Annotated in this window: 21 protein-coding genes; 15 read left to right on the forward strand and 6 right to left on the reverse strand. The window is 63.5% G+C overall.

Features of this window, described 5'->3' with window-relative positions; all coding sequences use genetic code 11:
- Positions 1-55: 55 nt before the first annotated feature.
- The 7 genes from QQL76_RS18505 (at position 56) to QQL76_RS18535 (ending at position 7,783) form a co-directional block, all read left to right on the forward strand.
- Entirely contained in the window at positions 56-2,347 is a 2,292-nt protein-coding gene (locus tag QQL76_RS18505; RefSeq protein WP_499208883.1) for an oxidoreductase, read from the forward strand.
- A complete protein-coding gene (locus tag QQL76_RS18510; protein WP_499208884.1) occupies positions 2,347-3,114 on the forward strand; it encodes an SDR family NAD(P)-dependent oxidoreductase in 768 nt (255 codons plus the stop codon). Before QQL76_RS18505 ends, QQL76_RS18510 begins: the two co-directional genes overlap by 1 nt.
- The gene (locus QQL76_RS18515) at positions 3,111-3,605 is read left to right on the forward strand and encodes a MarR family winged helix-turn-helix transcriptional regulator (protein ID WP_499208885.1); all 495 of its coding nucleotides are present in this window, start codon (positions 3,111-3,113) and stop codon (positions 3,603-3,605) included. The genes QQL76_RS18510 and QQL76_RS18515 overlap by 4 nt, the downstream gene beginning before the upstream one ends.
- Positions 3,602-4,414, forward strand: a complete 813-nt coding sequence (locus QQL76_RS18520; protein ID WP_126012471.1) for an enoyl-CoA hydratase family protein — start codon at positions 3,602-3,604, stop codon at positions 4,412-4,414. Before QQL76_RS18515 ends, QQL76_RS18520 begins: the two co-directional genes overlap by 4 nt.
- 156 nt (positions 4,415-4,570) lie before the next feature.
- The gene (locus tag QQL76_RS18525) at positions 4,571-5,713 is read left to right on the forward strand and encodes an acyl-CoA dehydrogenase family protein (RefSeq protein ID WP_499208886.1); all 1,143 of its coding nucleotides are present in this window, start codon (positions 4,571-4,573) and stop codon (positions 5,711-5,713) included.
- A 31-nt stretch (positions 5,714-5,744) separates the two neighbouring features.
- Entirely contained in the window at positions 5,745-7,367 is a 1,623-nt protein-coding gene (locus QQL76_RS18530) for an acyl-CoA synthetase family protein (RefSeq protein ID WP_499208887.1), read from the forward strand.
- A 23-nt stretch (positions 7,368-7,390) separates the two neighbouring features.
- A complete protein-coding gene (locus QQL76_RS18535) occupies positions 7,391-7,783 on the forward strand; it encodes a RidA family protein (protein WP_499208888.1) in 393 nt (130 codons plus the stop codon).
- A 48-nt stretch (positions 7,784-7,831) separates the two neighbouring features.
- Here the strand turns inward: QQL76_RS18535 and QQL76_RS18540 are convergent, their stop codons facing one another.
- The 3 genes from QQL76_RS18540 to QQL76_RS18550 form a co-directional block, all read right to left on the reverse strand.
- Positions 7,832-8,788 (reverse strand): acetyl-CoA carboxylase carboxyltransferase subunit alpha, encoded by a 957-nt coding sequence (locus QQL76_RS18540; RefSeq protein ID WP_404862984.1) that lies wholly within the window; start codon positions 8,786-8,788, stop codon positions 7,832-7,834.
- A gap of 86 nt (positions 8,789-8,874) precedes the next feature.
- Positions 8,875-9,855, reverse strand: a complete 981-nt coding sequence (locus tag QQL76_RS18545) for a site-specific tyrosine recombinase XerD (RefSeq protein WP_499208889.1) — start codon at positions 9,853-9,855, stop codon at positions 8,875-8,877.
- A 51-nt stretch (positions 9,856-9,906) separates the two neighbouring features.
- Positions 9,907-10,104, reverse strand: a complete 198-nt coding sequence (locus QQL76_RS18550; protein ID WP_126012453.1) for a hypothetical protein — start codon at positions 10,102-10,104, stop codon at positions 9,907-9,909.
- A 147-nt stretch (positions 10,105-10,251) separates the two neighbouring features.
- On the opposite strand from QQL76_RS18550, the gene QQL76_RS18555 reads away from it, so the two are divergent.
- The 3 genes from QQL76_RS18555 to QQL76_RS18565 are packed head-to-tail and all read left to right on the forward strand — an operon-like array spanning position 10,252 to position 13,273.
- The gene (locus QQL76_RS18555) at positions 10,252-10,842 is read left to right on the forward strand and encodes a shikimate kinase (protein ID WP_499208890.1); all 591 of its coding nucleotides are present in this window, start codon (positions 10,252-10,254) and stop codon (positions 10,840-10,842) included.
- Between the two features lie 2 nt (positions 10,843-10,844).
- The gene (gene aroB, locus QQL76_RS18560) at positions 10,845-11,975 is read left to right on the forward strand and encodes a 3-dehydroquinate synthase (protein WP_499208982.1); all 1,131 of its coding nucleotides are present in this window, start codon (positions 10,845-10,847) and stop codon (positions 11,973-11,975) included.
- On the forward strand, positions 11,972-13,273 hold the full coding sequence (locus QQL76_RS18565) for an HlyC/CorC family transporter (RefSeq protein ID WP_499208891.1): 1,302 nt from the start codon (positions 11,972-11,974) through the stop codon (positions 13,271-13,273). Before aroB ends, QQL76_RS18565 begins: the two co-directional genes overlap by 4 nt.
- 6 nt (positions 13,274-13,279) lie before the next feature.
- Here QQL76_RS18565 and QQL76_RS18570 read toward each other — a convergent pair whose 3' ends face one another.
- A complete protein-coding gene (locus QQL76_RS18570) occupies positions 13,280-13,558 on the reverse strand; it encodes a BolA family protein (RefSeq protein WP_126012441.1) in 279 nt (92 codons plus the stop codon).
- A 113-nt stretch (positions 13,559-13,671) separates the two neighbouring features.
- On the opposite strand from QQL76_RS18570, the gene QQL76_RS18575 reads away from it, so the two are divergent.
- The 4 genes from QQL76_RS18575 to QQL76_RS18590 all read left to right on the forward strand — a co-directional run bounded on the left by QQL76_RS18575 (position 13,672) and on the right by QQL76_RS18590 (position 18,298).
- Positions 13,672-14,298 (forward strand): J domain-containing protein, encoded by a 627-nt coding sequence (locus QQL76_RS18575; RefSeq protein WP_499208892.1) that lies wholly within the window; start codon positions 13,672-13,674, stop codon positions 14,296-14,298.
- Between the two features lie 77 nt (positions 14,299-14,375).
- The gene (cobS, locus tag QQL76_RS18580; RefSeq protein WP_499208983.1) at positions 14,376-15,371 is read left to right on the forward strand and encodes a cobaltochelatase subunit CobS; all 996 of its coding nucleotides are present in this window, start codon (positions 14,376-14,378) and stop codon (positions 15,369-15,371) included.
- Positions 15,372-15,386: 15 nt separating this feature from the next.
- Complete coding sequence (gene cobT / locus QQL76_RS18585) at positions 15,387-17,297, forward strand: cobaltochelatase subunit CobT (RefSeq protein ID WP_499208893.1); 1,911 nt, start codon at positions 15,387-15,389, stop codon at positions 17,295-17,297.
- Positions 17,294-18,298, forward strand: a complete 1,005-nt coding sequence (locus tag QQL76_RS18590; protein ID WP_499208894.1) for an esterase-like activity of phytase family protein — start codon at positions 17,294-17,296, stop codon at positions 18,296-18,298. The genes cobT and QQL76_RS18590 overlap by 4 nt, the downstream gene beginning before the upstream one ends.
- On the opposite strand, the gene QQL76_RS18595 is transcribed toward QQL76_RS18590, so the two are convergent.
- Positions 18,299-18,934 carry a VUT family protein gene (locus QQL76_RS18595; protein ID WP_499208895.1) on the reverse strand — a complete coding sequence of 212 codons (636 nt, stop codon included), beginning with the start codon at positions 18,932-18,934 and terminating at the stop codon, positions 18,299-18,301.
- Positions 18,935-19,018: 84 nt separating this feature from the next.
- Positions 19,019-19,318, reverse strand: coding sequence for a large ribosomal subunit protein bL28 (gene rpmB, locus QQL76_RS18600; RefSeq protein WP_499208896.1), 300 nt, complete (start codon positions 19,316-19,318; stop codon positions 19,019-19,021).
- A gap of 283 nt (positions 19,319-19,601) precedes the next feature.
- Here rpmB and QQL76_RS18605 point away from each other — a divergent pair, with 283 nt between their 5' ends.
- On the forward strand, positions 19,602-20,393 hold the full coding sequence (locus QQL76_RS18605) for a DUF3108 domain-containing protein (protein WP_499208897.1): 792 nt from the start codon (positions 19,602-19,604) through the stop codon (positions 20,391-20,393).
- Positions 20,394-20,404: the final 11 nt, after the last annotated feature.

Consider the following 20,404-nt stretch of genomic DNA (forward strand, 5'->3'; position numbering starts at 1 on the left):
TGAAAAAAGCATCTCGCTCTGACACTCTCCTGCTCGAACATGAGGGAGTGAAGCGATGCGCGTTGCATGTCTTGGTGGCGGTCCGGCCGGTCTCTATTTTGCAATCAGCATGAAGCTGCGCGACCCTTCCCACGAGGTGGTCGTCATCGAGCGGAACCGTCCGAACGATACGTTCGGCTGGGGCGTCGTCCTGTCGGACGAGACGCTCGACAATCTGGCGGCAAACGACGCCAAGAGCGCTGAAGCGATCCGCGAGCACTTCGCCTACTGGGACGACATCGCCGTCGTCTACAAGGATACCAAGACGGTTTCGACCGGACACGGCTTCTGCGGCATCGGCCGCAAGAAACTGCTGGAACTCCTGCAGGCTCGGGCACGTGAACTCGGTGTCGAACTGCGTTTCGAGACCGAGATCGACGACGTGCGCCGCTACATGGCCGAATATGACCTCGTCATCGCCTCGGACGGCCTGAACTCCAAGGCCCGCAAGACGTTCGAAGATGTCTTCAAGCCCGACATCGACAATCGCAAATGCAAGTTCGTCTGGCTCGGCACGCACCAGAAGTTCGACGACGCCTTTACCTTCATCTTCGAAAAGACCCAACATGGCTGGGTCTGGGCCCATGCCTACCAGTTCGACCCCGACACGGCGACGTTCATCGTCGAATGCAGCCAGGAGACCTGGGACAAGTTCGGCTTCGGCGACATGAGCCAGCAGGAGTCGATCGCGGTCTGCGAGGAGATCTTCAAGGACCACCTCGGCGGTCACAGCCTGATGACCAATGCCAACCACATCCGCGGTTCGGCCTGGATCAATTTCCCGCGCGTGCTCTGCGAACGCTGGTCGTATGAAAACCTCGCGCTTATGGGCGATGCGGCGGCGTCCGCGCATTTCTCCATCGGTTCGGGTACGAAACTCGCGCTGGAAAGCGCGATCGCCATGGCTGATTATCTGCATTCCGAGCCGACGCTCGAAGCGGCCTTCACCAAATATGAGGACGCGCGACGGCTGGAAGTTCTGCGCCTGCAGTCGGCTGCGAAGAATTCGCTCGCCTGGTTTGAAGATGTGGAGCGCTATCTCGATCTCGATCCGGTGCAGTTCAACTATTCCCTGCTCACCCGGTCGCAGCGCATCAGCCATGAGAACCTGCGCCTGCGCGATGCGGATTGGTTGGAAAGTGCCGAAGGCTGGTTCCAGAAGCAGGCGGGCGTCAACGGCAACTCGCCGATCCGCCGCCCCATGTTCGCGCCCTTCAAGCTGCGCGACATGACGCTCAAGAACCGCGTCGTCGTGTCGCCCATGGCGCAATACAAGGCCGTCGACGGCACCCCGACCGACTGGCATCTCGTGCATTATGGCGAACGCGCCAAGGGCGGCGCGGGACTGGTCTATGTCGAGATGACCTGCGTGTCGCCCGAAGGCCGCATCACGCCGGGTTGCCCGGGGCTTTACAAGCCCGAGCACGAGGCTGCGTGGAAGCGCATCGTCGATTTCGTGCACGCCGAGACGGATGCCAAGATCTGCGCTCAGATCGGCCATGCCGGCGCCAAGGGCTCGACTCAGGTCGGCTGGGAAGAAATGGACGCGCCGCTGCGCGAGGGCAATTGGGAGCTTCTCGCACCCTCCGTCGTGCCGTGGTCGGACAAGAATGCGGCTCCGAAGGAAATGGACCGCGCCGACATGGACAAGGTGCGCGACCAGTTCGTCGCGTCTGCCGAGATGGCCGATCGCGCAGGCTTCGACATGCTCGAAATCCACATGGCGCATGGCTATCTGCTGTCGGCCTTCATCACGCCTTTGACCAACCGCCGCACCGATGAGTATGGCGGCAGCCTGGAAAATCGCATGCGATACCCGCTGGAAATCTTCCACGCGGTGCGTGCCGTCTGGCCGCAGAACAAGCCGATCTCCGTGCGCATCTCCGCCAATGACTGGGTGGAAGGCGAGGGCGTCGGCCCAGGCGAAGCGGTTGAGATCGCCCGCATGCTGCAGGCAGCTGGCGTCGATATCTGCGACGTTTCGGCAGGTCAGACCTCGAAGCGTGCGCGGCCCGTCTATGGCCGCATGTTCCAGACGCCGTTCTCGGACCGCATTCGCAACGAAACGGGCATGGCGACCATGGCCGTCGGCAACATCTATGAGCCCGACCACGTCAACTCGATCCTGATGGCCGGCCGCGCCGACCTCGTTTGCCTTGCCCGACCGCACCTGGCCGATCCGTACTGGATGCTGCATGCGGCAGCTGGTCTTGGTGATCGCAACGAGGCCTGGCCTGCTCCTTATTGGCCGGGTCGCGACCAGCTCTACCGCCTGTCGGAGCGCGGCGAAAACCTGACGGCTGTCTGATGAGCGGCCTCGATCTCGCCGGGCGCCATGCGCTCGTGACCGGTGGCGGCACCGGTGTCGGTGCCGTGATCGCCGAGACGCTGGCAGCCCGCGGCGCGTCCGTCACCATTCTCGGCCGTCGGCTTTCGGCGCTGGAGGATGTGGCAGGCTCGCATGAGCGCATTTTCGCGGTCGAAGGTGACGTGACCGACGAAGTCTCCATTGCAGATGCGTTTGAGAGAGCGACTGCGGAGTGCGGCCCGCTCTCCATCGTCGTTGCCAATGCCGGTGCGGCCGACAGCGTGCCCTTCCACAAGATGGACATCGACGGCTGGAACCGCATGTTGGCGGTGAACCTCACCGGCGTCTTCACGACGTTTCGGCACGCGCTGCCGACAATGCGCGATGCCCGCTTCGGGCGGCTGATCGCAATCGCGTCGACGGCGGGCCTCAAAGGCTACCCTTACGTCTCGCACTATTGCGCCGCCAAGCATGGCGTCATCGGCCTGACGCGGGCGCTGGCGCTCGAAACGGCGAAGACGGGCGTGACAGTCAACGCCATCTGCCCGGGCTTCACCGAAACGCCGCTTCTGGAGCGCTCGATCGAGAACATCATGGAAAAGACCGGCAAGGGGCGTGACGAGGCAGCGGCTGCGCTGACCGTCAACAACCCGATGGGCCGCTTCATCCAGCCGCGCGAGATTGCCGATGCCGTGACGTGGCTTTGCGGCGCCGATGCCGGCTCGGTCACTGGGCAGGCGATCTCGATTTCGGGGGGCGAGATATGAGTGATCAGGAAACCGCCAAGGCCGTGGAGCCTCTGGAAATCGCAAAGCCCGATGCGGCGCGCCAGCGCCTGCGGGTCTGGCTGAAGCTCTTGAAGACGCAGCGCCAGATTGAGGCCGTTCTGCGCGAGCGCCTGCGGGTGGAATACAACACGACCCTGCCGCGCTTCGATGTGCTGGCCGCGCTTTATCGTGCCGAAAAGGGCATGAAGATGAGCGAATTGTCGTCCGAGCTCATGGTCTCGAACGGCAATGTGACCGGGATCATCGAGCGGCTCGTGGCGGATGGCCTCGTCGTGCGCGTCTCCGTCGAGAATGACCGCCGCGCCATGCTCGTGCGCCTCACACGAAAGGGCCAGGAAGATTTCGCCGCGATGGCCGGCGTCCACCGCGGCTGGGTGGATGAATTGCTTGGCGGGCTGGACGAGGATGCTGCCCGCCAGCTGATGGCGCTTCTGGGCGCCGCCGAACCGAAATTGGGAGAGACTGAATGACCGCGATGAAGGATTTGAAGCCGCAGCACTTCGAATGGGAGGTGGACGGCACCATCGCACGCATTCGCCTGTCGCGCCCCGAGCGCAAGAACCCGCTGACCTTCGAAAGCTACGCGGAATTGCGCGACACCTTCCGCGCGCTGACCTATGCCGACGACATCGACGTCGTCGTCTTCCTCCCGAATGGCGGCAATTTCTGCTCCGGCGGTGACGTGCACGACATCATCGGCCCGCTGACGGGCATGGACATGAAGGGCCTGTTGAACTTCACCCGCATGACCGGCGATCTGGTCAAGGCGATGCTGAACTGCGGCAAGCCGATCATTTCCGCAGTCGATGGCGTGGCCGTCGGCGCCGGCGCGATCATTACGATGGCGTCCGATATTCGCATCGCGACGCCCGAGGCGAAGACCGCATTCCTCTTCACGAAAGTCGGGCTCGCCGGTTGCGACATGGGCGCCTGCGCCATGCTGCCCCGCCTGATCGGCCAGGGCCGCGCGGCCGAATTGCTCTATACGGGCCGTTCGATGAGCGCGGACGAAGGCGAACGCTGGGGATATTATAATCGCCTCGTGGCCGCTGCCGATCTCGAGAAAGATGCGATGGACATCGCCTCGCGCATCGCCGCAGGCCCGAATTTCGCCCACTCGATCACCAAGACCCAGCTGAACCACGAATGGTCGATGGGGCTGGAACAGGCGATCGAAGCGGAAGCACAGGCGCAGGCGATCTGCATGCAGACGCAGGATTTCCACCGCGCCTACCACGCCTTCGTTGCAAAGCAGAAGCCCGTGTTCGAGGGCAATTGATGGCGACCGTCCCCTCATCCGTCCTCGCTTCGCTCGGCCACCTTCTCCCCAATGGGGAGAAGAGGACGGCTGAGCCAACCGCATATTCCCTCTTCTCCCCACGGGGGAGAAGGTGGCCCGAAGGGCCGGATGAGGGTTCTGTTGCGGAGGAAAACCATGCCTGACCAGTCCTTCCTCTCCTGGCCGTTCTTCGAGGACCGGCATCGCGCGCTGGCAGCCGAACTCGAAGTGTGGTGCGAAAAGCATCTTCCAGTCGACCATCACGATGTAGACGGCGCCTGCAAGGCGCTGGTCAAGGCGCTCGGCGCCGCCGGGTTCCTGCGCCACTCTGCAATCGATCCGGAAAGCGATCAGCCGCTCGACGTGCGTTCGCTCGCCATCATCCGCGAAACGCTGGCGCGCCACGACGGTCTTGCCGATTTCGCCTTCGCGATGCAGGGCCTCGGCACCGGCGCGATCTCGCTGTTCGGCACGCCCGAGCAGAAGGCCTGGCTTTCGAAAACCCGCGCGGGCGACGCGATCTCGGCTTTCGCGCTTTCGGAGCCGAGGTCCGGCTCGGACGTCGCGAACATGGACATGACGGCGCGCCGCGATGGCGATGCCTATGTGCTCGACGGCGAGAAGACCTGGATTTCGAATGGCGGCATCGCCGATCTCTATTGCGTCTTTGCGCGCACCGGCGAGGCACCGGGCGCAAGGGGCATTTCGGCCTTCGTTGTGCCGGCCGATACCCCGGGTCTCACCATCGCCGAGCGGATCGACGTCATCGCGCCGCATCCATTGGCCCGCCTGAAATTCGAGAATTGCCGCATCCCCGCCGCCGCCCTGATCGGCAAGCCGGGCGATGGCTTCAAGATTGCCATGTCCGTGCTCGACGTCTTCCGCTCGACCGTTGGCGCGGCGGCGCTTGGCTTTGCCCGCCGGGCGCTGGACGAAACGGTGAAGCGCGCCCGCGAGCGCGAACTCTTCGGAGCACCGCTCGGTGATTTGCAGATGGTGCAGGGGCACATCGCCGACATGGCGCTCGACGTTGATGCGGCGGCGCTCCTCATCTACCGCGCCGCCTGGACCAAGGACATGGGCGCGCCGAGGGTCACGCGCGAAGCGGCGATGGCGAAGCTCTACGCGACCGACCGAGCGCAATCGGTGATCGACAAGGCCGTGCAGATCCATGGAGGAGATGGAGTGCGCAAGGGCTCGATCGTCGAGAGCCTCTACCGCGAGATCCGCGCGCTCAGGATCTACGAGGGCGCATCGGATGTGCAGAAGGTCGTCATCGCCAGACAGGTCATGGCCTGAGGTTGGGCGCGAGGTTTTTTGGGAGAGAGACATGCAACTGGGACCGACGGGCCACATCGACACCTTCGCCCGCGACAACCTGCCCCCCTTCGATCAGTGGCCTGAGATCGATCTCTCCGGCTTCGATTATCCGGATTATGTGAATGCCGGCGTCGAGCTCACCGATCGGCTGGTCGAAAAAGGCTTCGGCGACAATGTCGCGCTGATCGGCAATGGCCGCCGCCGCACCTACAAGGAGCTGTCGGACTGGACGAACCGCCTGGCGCATGCGCTGACCGAGGATTACGGCGTCAAGCCCGGCAACCGCGTGCTGATCCGCTCTGCCAACAACCCTGCCATGGTGGCCTGCTGGCTCGCTGCGACGAAAGCCGGCGCCGTCGTGGTCAACACGATGCCGATGTTGCGTGCCGGCGAGCTGGCGAAAATCGTCGACAAGGCGGAGATTTCTCTGGCGCTCTGCGACACGCGGCTGATGGACGAACTCGTCGCCTGCGCCAAGGACAGCAGGTTTTTGGAGAAGGTCGTCGGCTTCGATGGCACCGCCAATTTCGATGCGGAACTAGACCGCGTGGCACTCGACAAGCCGGTGCGCTTCGATGCGGTGAAGACCGGCCGCGACGACGTGGCGCTGCTCGGATTTACCTCCGGCACGACGGGTGAGCCGAAGGCGACGATGCATTTCCACCGCGATCTCCTGATCGTCGCGGACGGCTATGCACGCGAGGTGCTGAACGTCACGCCAGACGACGTGTTCGTCGGCTCGCCGCCGCTTGCCTTCACCTTCGGCCTTGGCGGCTTGGCCGTGTTCCCGCTGCGCTTCGGCGCGGCTGCGACGCTGCTCGAAAAGGCAGCGCCGCCGAACATGATCGAGATCATTCAGAAGTACCGCGCCACCGTGTGCTTCACCGCGCCGACGGCCTATCGCGCCATGCTGGCGGCGATGGAAGAGGGCGCCGATCTATCCTCGCTCCGTGCCGCGGTATCGGCCGGCGAAACGCTTCCGGCGCCGGTTTTCGATGCGTGGGTGAAGAAGACCGGCAAGCCGATGCTCGATGGTATCGGATCGACTGAACTCCTGCACATCTTCATCACCAACCGCTTCGACGATGCGCGCGCGGGATCGACCGGGCGTCCGGTCACCGGCTATTCGGCGATTGTGGTCGACGAGGCCATGCAGGAAGTGCCGCGCGGCACGGTCGGTAAGCTGGCGGTCAAGGGCCCGACGGGCTGCCGCTATCTCGCAGACGCCCGCCAGCGCGACTATGTGCGTGACGGCTGGAATGTCACCGGCGACAGCTTTACCCAGGACGAGGAAGGCTATTTTCATTTCGCCGCCCGTTCCGACGACATGATCATCTCCGCCGGCTACAACATCGCCGGGCCCGAGGTGGAAGCGGCGCTGCTCGCCCATGACGATGTCGCCGAATGCGCTGTCATCGGCGTGCCGGACGAGGAGCGCGGCACGGTCGTCTGCGCCTATGTGGTCGTGACACAGGGTGTCGAAACGGGAACCGAGACCGCCAGACGCCTTCAGGACCACGTGAAGGCGGTCATTGCGCCTTACAAATATCCCCGCCTCGTCCGCTTCGTGGACGAACTCCCGAAGACCCAGACCGGCAAGATTCAGCGCTTCAGGCTGCGCGCCGAAAACTGAACGACAAGACGGAAAGAAGACGAATGAGCGTGACCACACTCCACCCCGAAGGTTGGGCGCCCGCCAAGGGCTACGCGAATGGCATGAAGGCAACGGGAACGATGATCTTCGTCGGCGGCCAGATCGGCTGGACGGCCGAGCAGGTCTTCGAAACGGACGACTTCGTGGGCCAGTGCGAGCAGGCGTTGAAGAACATCCGCGCGGTGCTGGAAGAAGGTGGCGCCGGTCCCGAACACCTCGTGCGACTTACTTGGTTCGTCACCGACAAGCAGGAATACCTCGCCGGCTTGAAGGACCTCGGCCGCGTCTATCGCGACGTCATGGGGCGCAATTTCCCGGCCATGACGATGGTGCAGGTCACGGCGCTCGTCGAAGATCGGGCCAAGGTCGAGATCGAAGCGACTGCCGTTCTCTGAAGCGGTCTTCTAAAGGCGACGTCCGGACGTTCGGAAACTGTAGGGCCGTCAGTGTTGCTGACGGCCGATCGCCAGGTATTTCTCGCGGCGATCCTTGACCAACGCGGCGCCGTCAAGCGCCGAAAGATCTTGCAATGCATCCGCGATCACGCTGCCAGTAGCAGCCATCGCCTGTGCCGGCTCGCGATGCGCGCCGCCGACAGGCTCGGGAATGATTCCGTCGATGATGCCGAGGTCCTTCAGGTCTTCGGCCGTGATGCGCATGCTCGTCGCGGCATCCTTGGCTTTGGTCGAGTCACGCCACAGGATCGAGGCCGCGCCTTCCGGCGAAATCACGCTGTAGATGGAGTGCTCGAGCATATAGACGCGGTTGCCCGTGGCGATCGCGATCGCGCCGCCCGAGCCGCCTTCGCCGATGATGACCGAGATGATCGGTACCTTTACCTTGAGGCACATTTCGGTGGAGCGCGCGATGGCTTCCGCCTGGCCGCGCTCTTCGGCACCAACGCCCGGATAGGCGCCTGCGGTATCGATCAGCGTCACGATCGGCATGCCGAAACGGTCCGCCATTTCCATGACGCGGATCGCCTTGCGGTAGCCTTCAGGCTTGGCGCTGCCGAAATTGTGCCGGATGCGGGATTTGGTGTCGTGGCCCTTTTCCTGGCCGATCAGCGCGACGGGCGTACCACGAAAACGGGCGAGGCCGGCCTGAATTGCCGCGTCCTCGGAGAACTTGCGGTCACCGGCAAGCGGCGTGAACTCGGTGAAGAGCGTTTTCGCGTAATCGAGGAAATGCGGCCGGGCGGGATGACGCGCGACCTGCGTCTTCTGCCATGGCGTCAGCTTCGCGTAGATGTCGGCCATCGCATCGCGAGCGCGCGCCTCGAGCCGTGCGATCTCATCGGCCGTATCGACACTCTCGTCCTCTTCGCCCAGTTTCTTCAGCTCGTGGATCTTGCCCTCGAGATCGGAGATCGGCTTTTCGAATTCGAGATAATTATGCATGGGCCCGGTCGGTTATCTGATGGCGACGGCCGACACCTGCGTGAAGATCGTGTCGGTAAGGCGGCACGCGGCTGACGGCCGCGCTTTCAGGCGTTCTCTTCCTGTTTTTTTCCGCGCTTTGCAAGGGGGTGGTGGTCCTGCACAAGCCGGTGCAGCCGCTCTTCCAGCACGTGGGTGTAGATCTGCGTGGTGGAGATGTCGGCATGGCCGAGCAGTTCCTGCACGACGCGAAGATCCGCGCCATTGGCAAGCAGATGGCTGGCAAAGGCGTGCCGCAGCACGTGCGGCGAGACGAGGGCGGTATCGAGCCCGGCCCGGCCCGCAAGCGCCTTCAAGTCGCGGGCGAACACCTGCCGCGCAAGATAGCCGCTCTCGGAATCGGCAGGAAACAGCCAGCGCTCGTCCGGTGCGCCGCCGATTCGGGCTTCGTCGACCTGCGTGGCTTGAAGGGCTGCCCGATAACGCTCGGCTGCGCGCTGCGCCCGGCCTGTCAGCGGCACGAGGCGCTCCTTTTTGCCCTTGCCGCGGATCACCAGCATGTCGCTGCGCGTCGCCACGACGCTCGCCGGCAGAGCGACCAACTCGCTCACGCGCATGCCGGTGGCGTACAGCAGTTCCAGAAGCGCCAGGAGGCGCAACCGCCGGCAGGTCTCGAATGGCGTGAGGCCCGCTTCACCCGCTTCCGTCTCCGCCTGTTCGATCAACCGGTCCACATCGGCCATCGACATCGTCTTCGGCAGGCTCACGGACTTCGCGGGGGACTGGAGGTTCGCCGTCGGGTCGTCGGTGCGGACGCCTTCGGAATAGAGGAACCCGTAAAATTGCCGAAGCGTCGACAGCCGTCGTGCCTGGGACGCTGGCGCAAAGCCGCGGCGGTGAATGTCGGAGAGATAGGCATCGAGATCCGTGCCGCTCGCAGTAGTCAGCGAGGAGTTGTGGTCGCGCAGGAACGCGAATGCATCGTCCAGATCGCGTGCATAGGATGTCAGCGTGTTGTCGGCAGCCCCGCGCTCCACCCCCATCATTTCGATGAAGGCCTCCAGATGGGCCGCGCTGAGATCAGCCATGGATCCTCCAAAGGCGGGTGGTGATCTGCGAAAAGAGGAAGGCGGCCCGGATCAGTCCGAGCGTCCGATGGTCGGAGCCGTGTCGCCGGTGGTCGCCCCGCCGGGCTGCTGGTTGATCCGTTCTGTCGGAACCCTAACGGTGATCTCGCGCGGAGTCGGCTCCACGAAGAGCACGAGCGCCAGCATCGCGCCATAGACGAGACCGACGACGACGCCGCAGAACACCAGAAATCGAATGAGCGAGGGCATCGGTTGCAGTCCACTGTTTCAGTGCCCTTTATGGGCGACCGTCCGATTCGAAGCAAGCGCATGGCGTTGCCCGGCGGCAGGCGAGCCTTGACGGTCCGGACCCATTTCGCGATAGGAGGTGCCGTAACCTCAACGATGGGACCTGCGATGACGGCGGTAAGCGACGTGAGCCGGCAAGATCTCCGCCGCGTTGCGCGCGAAGCCTTCGGCGCGCGCAATATCGTCTTCGTCGGCTTGATGGGTGCGGGCAAGTCCGTCATCGGCAAGATGGTTGCCACCGCGCTCGAATTGCCCTTCGTCGATTCCGATGCCGAGATCGAGCGGGTCTCCCAGATGACCATCGCCGAACTCTTTGATCTTTACGGCGAAACGGAATTCCGGGCGCTCGAGGCGCGCGTGATCGAGCGACTGCTGAAATCGGGTCCCCGCGTATTGTCCACCGGCGGCGGCGCCTTCATCAACGAGAAATCGCGCGCCCTGATCAAGGAAGAGGCAGTGTCGATCTGGCTGAAGGCGGATCTGGACGTTCTTTGGGAGCGGGTGAAGAAGCGCGATACGCGTCCGCTGCTCAAGACCGCCGAGCCGGAGCAGACGCTAAAGGCCTTGATGGAAAAGCGCTATCCGATCTATGCGGAAGCCGATATCACCATCAATTCCCGCAATGTGCGCAAGGAAGTGATCGTCGAGGAAACAATCGCCGCCCTTGCTGCCCGCGCCGGAGAGGCAGCGATTTCATGAACATGCAGCAGGTCGAAGCCGGTGCCGGTCGGCGCGTCCAGGTTCCCCTTTGGGATCGGGCCTATGAGATCGTCATCGAACCCGGAGCGTTGCGCAACGCCGGCGCACTGATCGCCAGGCGTCTGCCCAAGTCCCGTGTGGCGATCGTCACCGATGCGACGGTCGCCGGCTTCCATCTCGGCTCGCTCCATGCCGCATTGGACGAAGCCGGGATCGGCCATGAGACGATCACGCTGCCAGCGGGTGAGAAGACCAAAAGCTTTGCGCATCTCATCGACGTGGTCGACGCCGTGCTCGCCGCAAGGCTCGAGCGAGGCGACGCGATCGTTGCTCTCGGCGGCGGCGTCATCGGGGATCTCGCCGGTTTCGCAGCCGGCATCGTGCGCCGGGGCATGCACTTCATCCAGATTCCGACCTCGCTGCTTGCGCAGGTGGACAGCTCCGTCGGCGGCAAGACGGGGATCAATTCGCCCCATGGCAAGAATCTGGTCGGCGTCTTCCATCAGCCGTCCCTCGTCATCGCCGATACGGCCGTGCTCGACACGCTATCGCCGCGCGAATTTCGCGCAGGCTACGCCGAGGTCGCGAAATACGGGCTGATCGACAAGCCCGACTTCTTCGCCTGGCTGGAAAAGAACTGGCAGCGTGTCTTCGATGGCGGACCGGAGCGCGTCGAGGCGATCGCGGTCAGCTGCGAAGCCAAAGCAGAGGTGGTGGTCGCCGATGAGCGCGAGAGCGGCCGTCGCGCGCTGCTCAATCTCGGCCACACATTCGGCCACGCGCTGGAAGCCGCGACCGAGTACGATGGTTCGCGCTTGGTGCATGGCGAGGGTGTCGCGATCGGCATGGTTCTGGCGCACGAGTTTTCGAACCGCATGAACCTCGCCAGCGCCGATGATGCCGCCCGCGTCGCAGCGCATCTCAGGCAGGTCGGGCTGCCGACAGGCCTTTCAGATATCCCGGGTGGCCTGCCGCCTGCCGAACGCCTTCTCGACCTGATGGGGCAGGACAAGAAGGTCGTTCGCGGCCGCCTCACCTTCATCCTGACGCGTGGGATCGGCCACTCCTTCATCGCCGATGACGTTCCCCCGGCGGAAGTTCACGCATTCCTCAAGGAGAAGCTGGCGCAATGACAGCAGATGCCTTCGCAAGCTTCATCTCGGACTATTGGCTGACCGCGCTCGCAATTTTCTGCCTGATCGGGGCTTCCGCGTTCTTTTCGGGATCGGAAACGGCGCTTACGGCTGCCTCCCGCTCGCGCATGCATACGATGGAGAGCAATGGCGATCCGCGCGCGGGCGTCGTCGGCAGGTTGATCGATCGCCGCGACAGGCTGATCGGCGCGCTGCTGATCGGCAACAACCTGGTCAACATTCTTGCCTCGTCCCTGGCAACAAGCCTGCTGCTCGGCATTTTCGGTGATTCAGGCGTGGCCGTCGCGACCATCGCGATGACGGTCCTGCTCGTGATCTTTGCGGAAGTGTTGCCGAAGAGCTGGGCGATCTCGGGTCCTGACCGCTTTGCACTCGCCGTCTCATCGCCGATCAGCGTCTTCGTCAAGATCGTCGGGCCGCTGTCGTCGGTGGTCAACTGGATCGTGCGCAAGATACTCGGCCTCTTCGGTGTGACGCTGTCGGCCGAGACGTCGATGCTGTCGGCACACGAAGAACTGCGTGGCACGGTCGATCTGCTGCACCGTGAGGGCTCGGTCGTGAAGGCCGATCGCGATCGGCTGGGCGGCGTTCTCGATCTCGACGAGCTCGAAGTCTCCGACATCATGGTGCACCGCACCAGCATGCGGATGGTCAGTGCAGACGATGCGCCGGAGGTGGTGGTGCGCACCATCCTCGACAGCCCGCATACGCGTATGCCGGTTTGGCGTGGCCAGACGGACAACATCATTGGCGTCGTCCATGCGAAGGACCTGCTGCGTGCGCTCGCCGATGTCGGCAACGACCCGGCGCGGATCGACATCGCCAAGATCGCCCAGAAGCCGTGGTTCGTCCCCGACACGACCAACCTCAAGGATCAGCTGAACGCGTTCCTGCGCCGCAAGACGCATTTCGCCATCGTCGTCGACGAATACGGCGAAGTCGAAGGCCTCGTGACGCTCGAGGATATCCTGGAGGAAATCGTCGGCGAGATCGCCGATGAGCACGATATCGACATGCAGGGCGTGCGCCAGGAGGCCGACGGCTCCGTCGTTGTGGATGGCCAGGTGCCGATCCGCGACCTCAACCGCGCGCTGGACTGGAACCTTCCGGATGAAGAGGCGACGACGATTGCCGGCCTCGTGATCCACGAAAGCCAGATCATTCCGGACGAGCGCCAGGCCTTCACGTTCCACGGCAAGCGCTTCACCGTGATGAAGCGCGAGAAGAACCGCATCACGCGGCTTCGGATCAAGCCGCTGGAAGACGTGGTCGGCTGACGCGCCTTACCAGCGGGTCGTTTCGCCGGGAGCAGCGGGCTCGAGCGCCAGTGCATGGATGCCCGCTTCGATTTCCGGCGCGAGAAGCTCGTTCAATGCGCGGTGCCGCTCGATCCGCGATTTTCCCGCAAAGGCCGGCGCGACGATCCGCACGCGAAAATGGGTCTCGCCCGTGCCATCGAACTCGCGGTGGCCCGCATGCAGATGGCTTTCGTTGATGACTGCCAGCCGCTCCGGCTGAAACGCGTCCCTGAGCTTGCGCTCGATCGTTTCTTCCATGCTCATGGTGGCCCTCGTTCAGCTTTCGTTGCAGCAGGTGATGCGCTGCCGCATAGGGAGCCACATCGCCAATTGTCAATCCTTGTTCGCGCCCCTGGGGCGCCCCATAATGTCAGACGATGAAACTGGATTCGAAATATTTTGACCGCATCAGGGTCAAGGGCAAGGCGAGGGCTCGTCCCGAGCCGACCACGCCTGTCTGCCAATGGGACGGATGCAACGAAAAAGGCACCCACCGCGCGCCCGTCGGACGCGAGGCGGAGGGGCAATATTTCATGTTCTGCGTCGACCATGTGCGGCAGTACAACAAGGGCTACAATTATTTCTCCGGCCTCTCCGACACCGAGATCGCGCGCTACCAGAAAGAAGCGCTGACCGGCCACCGCCCGACCTGGACGGTCGGCGTCAACAAGGCGGCCAAGGCAAGCCCGCAGCAAAGCCAGGCGCGCTCCGGCAGTGCGGCCTCGCAGGCGCGCATGCGCGATCCCTTCGCCTTTTTCGGCGAGGCGCGGACGCGCGCGCGTCGCGGAGAACCGCGCCAGCGCAAGCTGAAGACGCTCGAGACCAAGGCGTTCGAGACGCTGGGGCTCGATGGCTCCGCCGGCTCCGATGATATCAAGACGCGCTACAAGGCGCTCGTGAAGAAGCATCACCCCGATGCCAATGGCGGCGATCGATCGTCGGAAGAGCGATTTCGCGCCGTGGTGCAGGCCTATCAATTGTTAAAGCAGTCTGGTTTCTGTTAGAGCCAATTAAGTCGACGGGACATCGCGCCTCCCGCGGCACCCTCTCAAAAAGAAGCCGCCGCCAGGCGGATGACATGATGAACAAGATCGACATTGCCATTGAGAACCTTCCCGACACGACGGTGTCGGTCCGCGAAACCTTCGGCATCGATAGCGATATGGATGTGCCGGCCTATTCCGCCGTGGACGCCTATGTGCCGGAACTCGATCCGGACTATCTCTTCGACCGCGAAACGACGCTCGCGATCCTGGCTGGTTTTGCGCACAATCGTCGCGTTATGGTGTCGGGCTACCACGGTACCGGCAAGTCGACCCATATCGAGCAGGTCGCCGCGCGGCTGAGATGGCCCTGCGTGCGCGTCAACCTCGACAGCCATGTCAGCCGCATCGACCTTGTCGGCAAGGATGCGATCGTCATCAAGGACGGTCTGCAGATCACCGAATTCAAGGACGGCATCCTGCCCTGGGCCTACCAGCACAACGTCGCGCTCGTCTTCGACGAGTATGACGCCGGCCGCCCGGACGTGATGTTCGTGATCCAGCGCGTGCTGGAATCCTCCGGCCGCCTGACGCTGCTCGACCAGAGCCGCGTCATCAGGCCGCACCCCGCATTCCGCCTCTTCGCCACGGCAAACACCGTCGGTCTCGGCGACACGACCGGTCTCTATCATGGCACCCAGCAGATCAACCAGGCGCAGATGGACCGCTGGTCCATCGTGACGACGCTGAACTACCTGCCGCACGACAACGAAGTCGGCATCGTGCTCGCCAAGGTTAAGAGCTTCGATACGGAGAAGGGCCGCGACACGGTTTCGCGCATGGTGCGCCTGGCTGACATGACGCGCTCGGCCTTCATGAACGGCGATCTGTCGACCGTCATGAGCCCACGCACGGTCATCACCTGGGCCGAGAATGCGCGCATCTTCGGCGACATCTCCTTTGCCTTCCGCGTCACCTTCCTCAACAAGTGCGACGAACTGGAGCGCACGCTGGTGGCTGAGCAGTATCAGCGCGCCTTCGGCGAGGAACTGAAGGAAAGCGCCGCCAACATCGTTCTGGATGCCCGTAACTGAAAGCGCTGAACGAGCATGGCAGGACGCGGCGATAATTCGAAGGGAAAGCCTGGCGGCCCGGTCGACACCGAGCCGTTCAAGCGCGCGCTTGCCGGCTGCATTCGCTCGATTGCCGGCGACCACGAGCTCGAGGTCGTCTATGCCAATGAACGCCCCGGCCTGGCAGGCGAGCGTGCCCGCCTTCCCGACCTGCCGAAGCGTCCGACCCTCCACGATCTTGCGGTGACCCGCGGCATCGGCGACTCCATGGCATTGCGCAAGGCATGTCATGACAGCCGGGTTCATTCGAGCATGGCACCTGCCGGTTCCGATGCCCGTGCCATTTACGATGCGGTGGAACAGGCGCGTGTGGAAGCGATCGGCACGAGGCGCATGTCCGGTGTCGGCGACAACATCGCCTCCATGCTCTCCGACAAATACGCCAAGGCGAACTACAAGGGCATCACCAACCAGGAAGATGCGCCGCTCGAAGAGGCCGTTGCGCTGCTCGTGCGCGAGCGCCTGACGGGCCGAGCCGTGCCGGAATCGGCCGGCAAGGTCGTCGACCTCTGGCGCAGCTGGATCGAGGACAAGGCGGCAGGCGACCTCGACAATCTCGTGAATGCCGTCGACGACCAGCAGGCTTTCGCCCGCGCCATGCGCAACATGCTCGCCTCCATGGAGATGGCCGAGGATTACGGCGAGGACGAAGACCAGGAAAGCGAAGACAACGAGGACGACAACGAAGAACAGCCGCGCTCTAATGAGGACAAGGAGGACAGCGCCGACGAGGCTGCAGGCTCCGACAGCGCGCCTTCGGAAGACAATGACAGCGCCGAAGACCAGTCCGAGCAGGGCGAGATGGACGGCGCGGAAGTCTCCGAGCAGGACTTCGACGAGGACATGGATGAGGAGGCGGATTCGCCCGGCGAAACCCGTCGGCCGAACTTGCCGCTGTCCGACATCAACGAGAAGGTCGACTACCGCGTCTTCACCGAAGCCTTCGACGAGGAAGTGGCATCCTCCGATCTCTGCGACGAGGCCGAACTCGATCGGCTCCGCGCCTTCCTCGACAAGCAGCTGGCCCATCTGCAGGGCGTCGTCGGACGCCTGGCCAACCGTTTGCAGCGCCGCCTGATGGCGCAGCAGAACCGCGCTTGGGATTTCGACCTGGAAGAGGGCTACCTCGATCCGGCACGCCTGTCGCGACTGATCATGGATCCGATGCAGCCGCTCTCCTTCAAGATGGAGCGCGACACGAATTTCCGCGATACTGTGGTGACGCTGCTGATCGACAATTCCGGCTCGATGCGCGGCCGCCCGATCACGGTTGCCGCCACCTGCGCCGACATACTGGCGCGTACGCTCGAGCGCTGCGGCGTGAAGGTCGAGATCCTCGGCTTCACCACCAAGGCCTGGAAAGGCGGGCAGGCGCGCGAGAAGTGGCTTGCGGACGGCAAGCCGACAAGCCCCGGCCGCCTCAACGATCTTCGCCATATCATTTACAAATCCGCCGACGCTCCATGGCGCCGGGCGCGCCGCAACCTCGGCCTGATGATGCGTGAAGGCCTGCTCAAGGAAAACATCGACGGCGAGGCGCTGATCTGGGCGCACAATCGCCTGCTTGGCCGGCCTGAGCAGCGCCGCATCCTGATGATGATCTCGGACGGCGCGCCGGTCGACGATTCCACGCTTTCGGTCAATCCGGGCAACTATCTGGAGCGCCATCTGCGCGCCGTGATCGAGGAGATCGAGACTCGTTCGCCGGTCGAGCTTCTCGCCATCGGCATCGGCCATGACGTCACGCGCTACTATCGCCGCGCCGTCACGATCATCGATGCCGAGGAACTGGCAGGCGCCATGACCGAGCAGCTCGCAAGCCTGTTCGAAGAAGAGCAGGGGCCCTCCGCAGGGAGGCGCGGCCCGGCGATGCGCAGGGCCGGTTGACGCTTACACGCTGCGGCCTGCTCCTATCCGTCACGCTGTTCGCCGCCGGTTGTGCACGCGCTGAGGATGCCGAGAGCGATGCGCCGATCGCGATCAATGCCCAGGTCATCGAGAATTTCCGCATCGGATCCGACGAAACCCGGTTCGGCGCGTTCGAATTTCGCGGCGGGCTTGAGTTCTCGTCGGCAGGCGGCGTGGTCGGCGGCATGTCCGCGATCCGCTATGACGGCAGTGCCGATGCCTTCATTGGCGTGATGGACACCGGTAACTGGTACAGCGGCCGCATTCTGCGCGACGAAAGCGGCCGCATGCGCGGGCTTACCGATTTCCGCATGGCACCGATCCTCAGCGACGCCGGCGTGCCTCATGAGCGCAAATCACAGGCCGATGCGGAGGGGCTGGCGCTTGATCAGGACCGTCTGATCGTCGGTTTCGAGCACAATCATCGCGTCGAAATCTTCGATCGCTCGATCTTTCCGCCGGGAGCGCCCTCAGGCGTGCTGTCGATGATCATGCCGCGCGCCGAGCTTCGCCGCAATGCCGGCATCGAAACGGTGATGGTCGCGCCGGAGGAAGGGCCGCTTGGCGGCGCGCCTGTGCTGGTCAGCGAGCGCAGTCTCAATGCGGACGGCGACATCTACGCAGCGGTTCTCTCGGGCCCGCAGGAGGGCGTCTTCTTCGTCAAGCGGCACCCGCCCTTCGACGTTACGGACGGCGCGTTCCTGCCGGATGGCGACATTCTCCTCTTGGAGCGCCGCTTTTCGCTGAGCGAAGGCATCGGCATGCGCATCCGCCGGATCGCGGCGGCCGACATCCGCCGCGGTGCCGTCGTCGATGGCAATGTGATGCTCGACGCGAATTTCGGCGACCAGATCGACAATATGGAAGGGCTCGACATAATCGAGCATGCGGATGGGCGGATCAGCGTCATCCTCGTTTCGGATGACAACCACCTGTTCCTTCAGCGCAACCTGTTGCTGGAATTCGATCTGGTCGAGTGATCAGGCCGGCCGGGGCTGGCCATCGTTGCGCATGAGCGCGAGCAGCGCACCGTAGGGCGCAAGCATCACCATCGACACGACAAGCTTCACGCCGAGGTCTCCAAGCGCCCAGGAGAGCCAGCGCGGCGCTTCCAGGGCAATGAGCCCGAGCAGCGGCGCGGATGCGATCGCGAAATCGTCATTGGCGCCGAGAAAGCCGAACAGGGGCGCAAAGGCGAGAGAGAAGAAGATGATCGTGTCGATCACCGAACCGATGATGCTGGAGATCAGTGGCGCCTTCCACCACGCGGCGCGGCGCAAGCGGTCGAAGATCGACACGTCGAGCATTTGGGCCACCAGGAAGGCCGAGCCGGAGGCAATGGCAATGCGCGGCGTGGCGAGCCAGATCGACAGAACAACCGCAACGGCGAAGCCCACGAGAACTACGCGGCGAGCAGCCTGCGGCCCGTAGCGTCGGTTCGTAAGGTCGGTGACCAGAAAGGCTACAGGGTAGGTGAAAGCGCCCCAGGTCAGAAGGTCGGCGAGATCGAAGCCGCCAATGGTCGCCTGGACCGGAAACTGAACGAGGAAGTTCGATGCCGCGACGACGAGCGCCATGGCCGCAATGAATGGTGCGTGCTGCTTCAGAGCCTGCATTTTTTTATCCTGGGTGATGCCACCAGTTGAAATGAAAGGGCGCCGCCGAAGGATCGCCGCGCCCTGATGTCAAAGCTCGAAAGCTTAGGCCGCGACGGCTTCGCCGGTGTTCTTCTTGGCGATCTGACGCTTCAGCAGACGGGCGCGCATGGACAGCTCGCCATCCTTCGCCTTCAGCAGGAAAGCGTCGAGGCCGCCACGGTGCTCGACCGAACGCAGCGCATGCGCGGAAACGCGCAGACGGTAGCTCTGGCCAAGCGCGTCGGAAATCAGCGTGACGTTGCAGAGGTTGGGCAGAAAGCGGCGGCGCGTCTTGTTGTTCGCGTGGCTCACATTGTTGCCCGACTGGACGGCCTTGCCGGTCAATTCGCAACTGCGGGACATGGGTGCACCTTCATTCTTAATCGGTCTGAGTTCGTCATCGGGCCTTCAAAGCAAATGCGTTACCGGATCGCATATCCGGCCGCACGTCGCCGCCCGTTATCGGAAAAGTCGCGGTTCTATAGTCAGCGAGCGCGCCGCCGTCAAGCGAAACGGGCGAATTGAGTGGCACATCGCACGCTTTCCGGAGACCCGCCCCAGACTTGCCCGTCCACGCCCACAAAATCATCGCTATTTGCACGCTATGAATGGACCGAGAAAGACTTGAGCACAAGGAGCAAAAGCCTTGAAAAGCTGTCATGTCGCCATCGCACCGTGCGCGATCGCAACCATCCTGCTCGGCGCGAACGTTGCCGCTGCCGAGCCGTCCACCCACCGGGCCGATTATCGCGTCGCCTATATCGGTCTATCAGTGGCGCGCGCCACCTTCACCACCGTCTTCGATGGTGAACGTTTTACCGTCGCCGGTGAAATGCAGTCGGCGGGCGTCGCCAATATCGTGGGCCGCACCACGGGCTCGACGACCGTTTCCGGCGTGAAGGCAAATGATCGCATGCAGGCAGAGCGGTACGTGGTTGCCTATTCTTCCGGCAACGACGAGCAGCGCATGGAGGTCGATTTCGACAACGGGTCGGTCACCTCTGCAATCCTGACGCCTGAAAAGAAGCGCACGCGTGATGATTGGGTGCCGGTACCGGAAAGCGACATGCGGGCCGTGCTCGACCCGATCGCAGGCGTCATGATTCCTGAAGGCAGCAATGTCTGTGATCGCACACTGCCGATCTTCGACGGGGAAACGCGTTACGACATCCATTTGAATGAAGCCGGTACGCAGCCTTTCCAGGCGGAGGGCTACGATGGAACGCCTTTCACCGCGGAGGCGATCGTCTGCACCGCCCGCGCCGAACCGAAATCGGGCTACCACGCCCGGAACAGTTCCATCCAGTACATGCGCGAGATGAATGTCGAAGTCTGGTTCGCCCACAACGAACAGGCAGGCATCTACGCGCCTGTCTATGCGCGCGTGCCGACGAAGCTCGGTCCCGTGACGATCACTGCGACCCATTTCGGTTCTTGACCGGTCGCGCG

The organism is Rhizobium albus, from assembly GCA_030160035.1.
In the GTDB taxonomy this organism is placed as follows: Bacteria; Pseudomonadota; Alphaproteobacteria; order Rhizobiales; family Rhizobiaceae; genus Georhizobium; species Georhizobium albus.

Bases quoted from the DNA above. Each gene is read 5' to 3' on its own strand.
- QQL76_RS18505 (WP_499208883.1), top strand. From the start codon at position 56: ATGCGCGTTGCATGTCTTGGTGGCGGTCCGGCCGGTCTCTATTTTGCA.
- QQL76_RS18510 (WP_499208884.1), top strand. From the start codon at position 2,347: ATGAGCGGCCTCGATCTCGCCGGGCGCCATGCGCTCGTGACCGGTGGC.
- QQL76_RS18515 (WP_499208885.1), top strand. From the start codon at position 3,111: ATGAGTGATCAGGAAACCGCCAAGGCCGTGGAGCCTCTGGAAATCGCA.
- QQL76_RS18520 (WP_126012471.1), top strand. From the start codon at position 3,602: ATGACCGCGATGAAGGATTTGAAGCCGCAGCACTTCGAATGGGAGGTG.
- QQL76_RS18525 (WP_499208886.1), top strand. From the start codon at position 4,571: ATGCCTGACCAGTCCTTCCTCTCCTGGCCGTTCTTCGAGGACCGGCAT.
- QQL76_RS18530 (WP_499208887.1), top strand. From the start codon at position 5,745: ATGCAACTGGGACCGACGGGCCACATCGACACCTTCGCCCGCGACAAC.
- QQL76_RS18535 (WP_499208888.1), top strand. From the start codon at position 7,391: ATGAGCGTGACCACACTCCACCCCGAAGGTTGGGCGCCCGCCAAGGGC.
- QQL76_RS18540 (WP_404862984.1), bottom strand. From the start codon at position 8,788: ATGCATAATTATCTCGAATTCGAAAAGCCGATCTCCGATCTCGAGGGC.
- QQL76_RS18545 (WP_499208889.1), bottom strand. From the start codon at position 9,855: ATGGCTGATCTCAGCGCGGCCCATCTGGAGGCCTTCATCGAAATGATG.
- QQL76_RS18550 (WP_126012453.1), bottom strand. From the start codon at position 10,104: ATGCCCTCGCTCATTCGATTTCTGGTGTTCTGCGGCGTCGTCGTCGGT.
- QQL76_RS18555 (WP_499208890.1), top strand. From the start codon at position 10,252: ATGACGGCGGTAAGCGACGTGAGCCGGCAAGATCTCCGCCGCGTTGCG.
- aroB (WP_499208982.1), top strand. From the start codon at position 10,845: ATGCAGCAGGTCGAAGCCGGTGCCGGTCGGCGCGTCCAGGTTCCCCTT.
- QQL76_RS18565 (WP_499208891.1), top strand. From the start codon at position 11,972: ATGACAGCAGATGCCTTCGCAAGCTTCATCTCGGACTATTGGCTGACC.
- QQL76_RS18570 (WP_126012441.1), bottom strand. From the start codon at position 13,558: ATGAGCATGGAAGAAACGATCGAGCGCAAGCTCAGGGACGCGTTTCAG.
- QQL76_RS18575 (WP_499208892.1), top strand. From the start codon at position 13,672: ATGAAACTGGATTCGAAATATTTTGACCGCATCAGGGTCAAGGGCAAG.
- cobS (WP_499208983.1), top strand. From the start codon at position 14,376: ATGAACAAGATCGACATTGCCATTGAGAACCTTCCCGACACGACGGTG.
- cobT (WP_499208893.1), top strand. From the start codon at position 15,387: ATGGCAGGACGCGGCGATAATTCGAAGGGAAAGCCTGGCGGCCCGGTC.
- QQL76_RS18595 (WP_499208895.1), bottom strand. From the start codon at position 18,934: ATGCAGGCTCTGAAGCAGCACGCACCATTCATTGCGGCCATGGCGCTC.
- rpmB (WP_499208896.1), bottom strand. From the start codon at position 19,318: ATGTCCCGCAGTTGCGAATTGACCGGCAAGGCCGTCCAGTCGGGCAAC.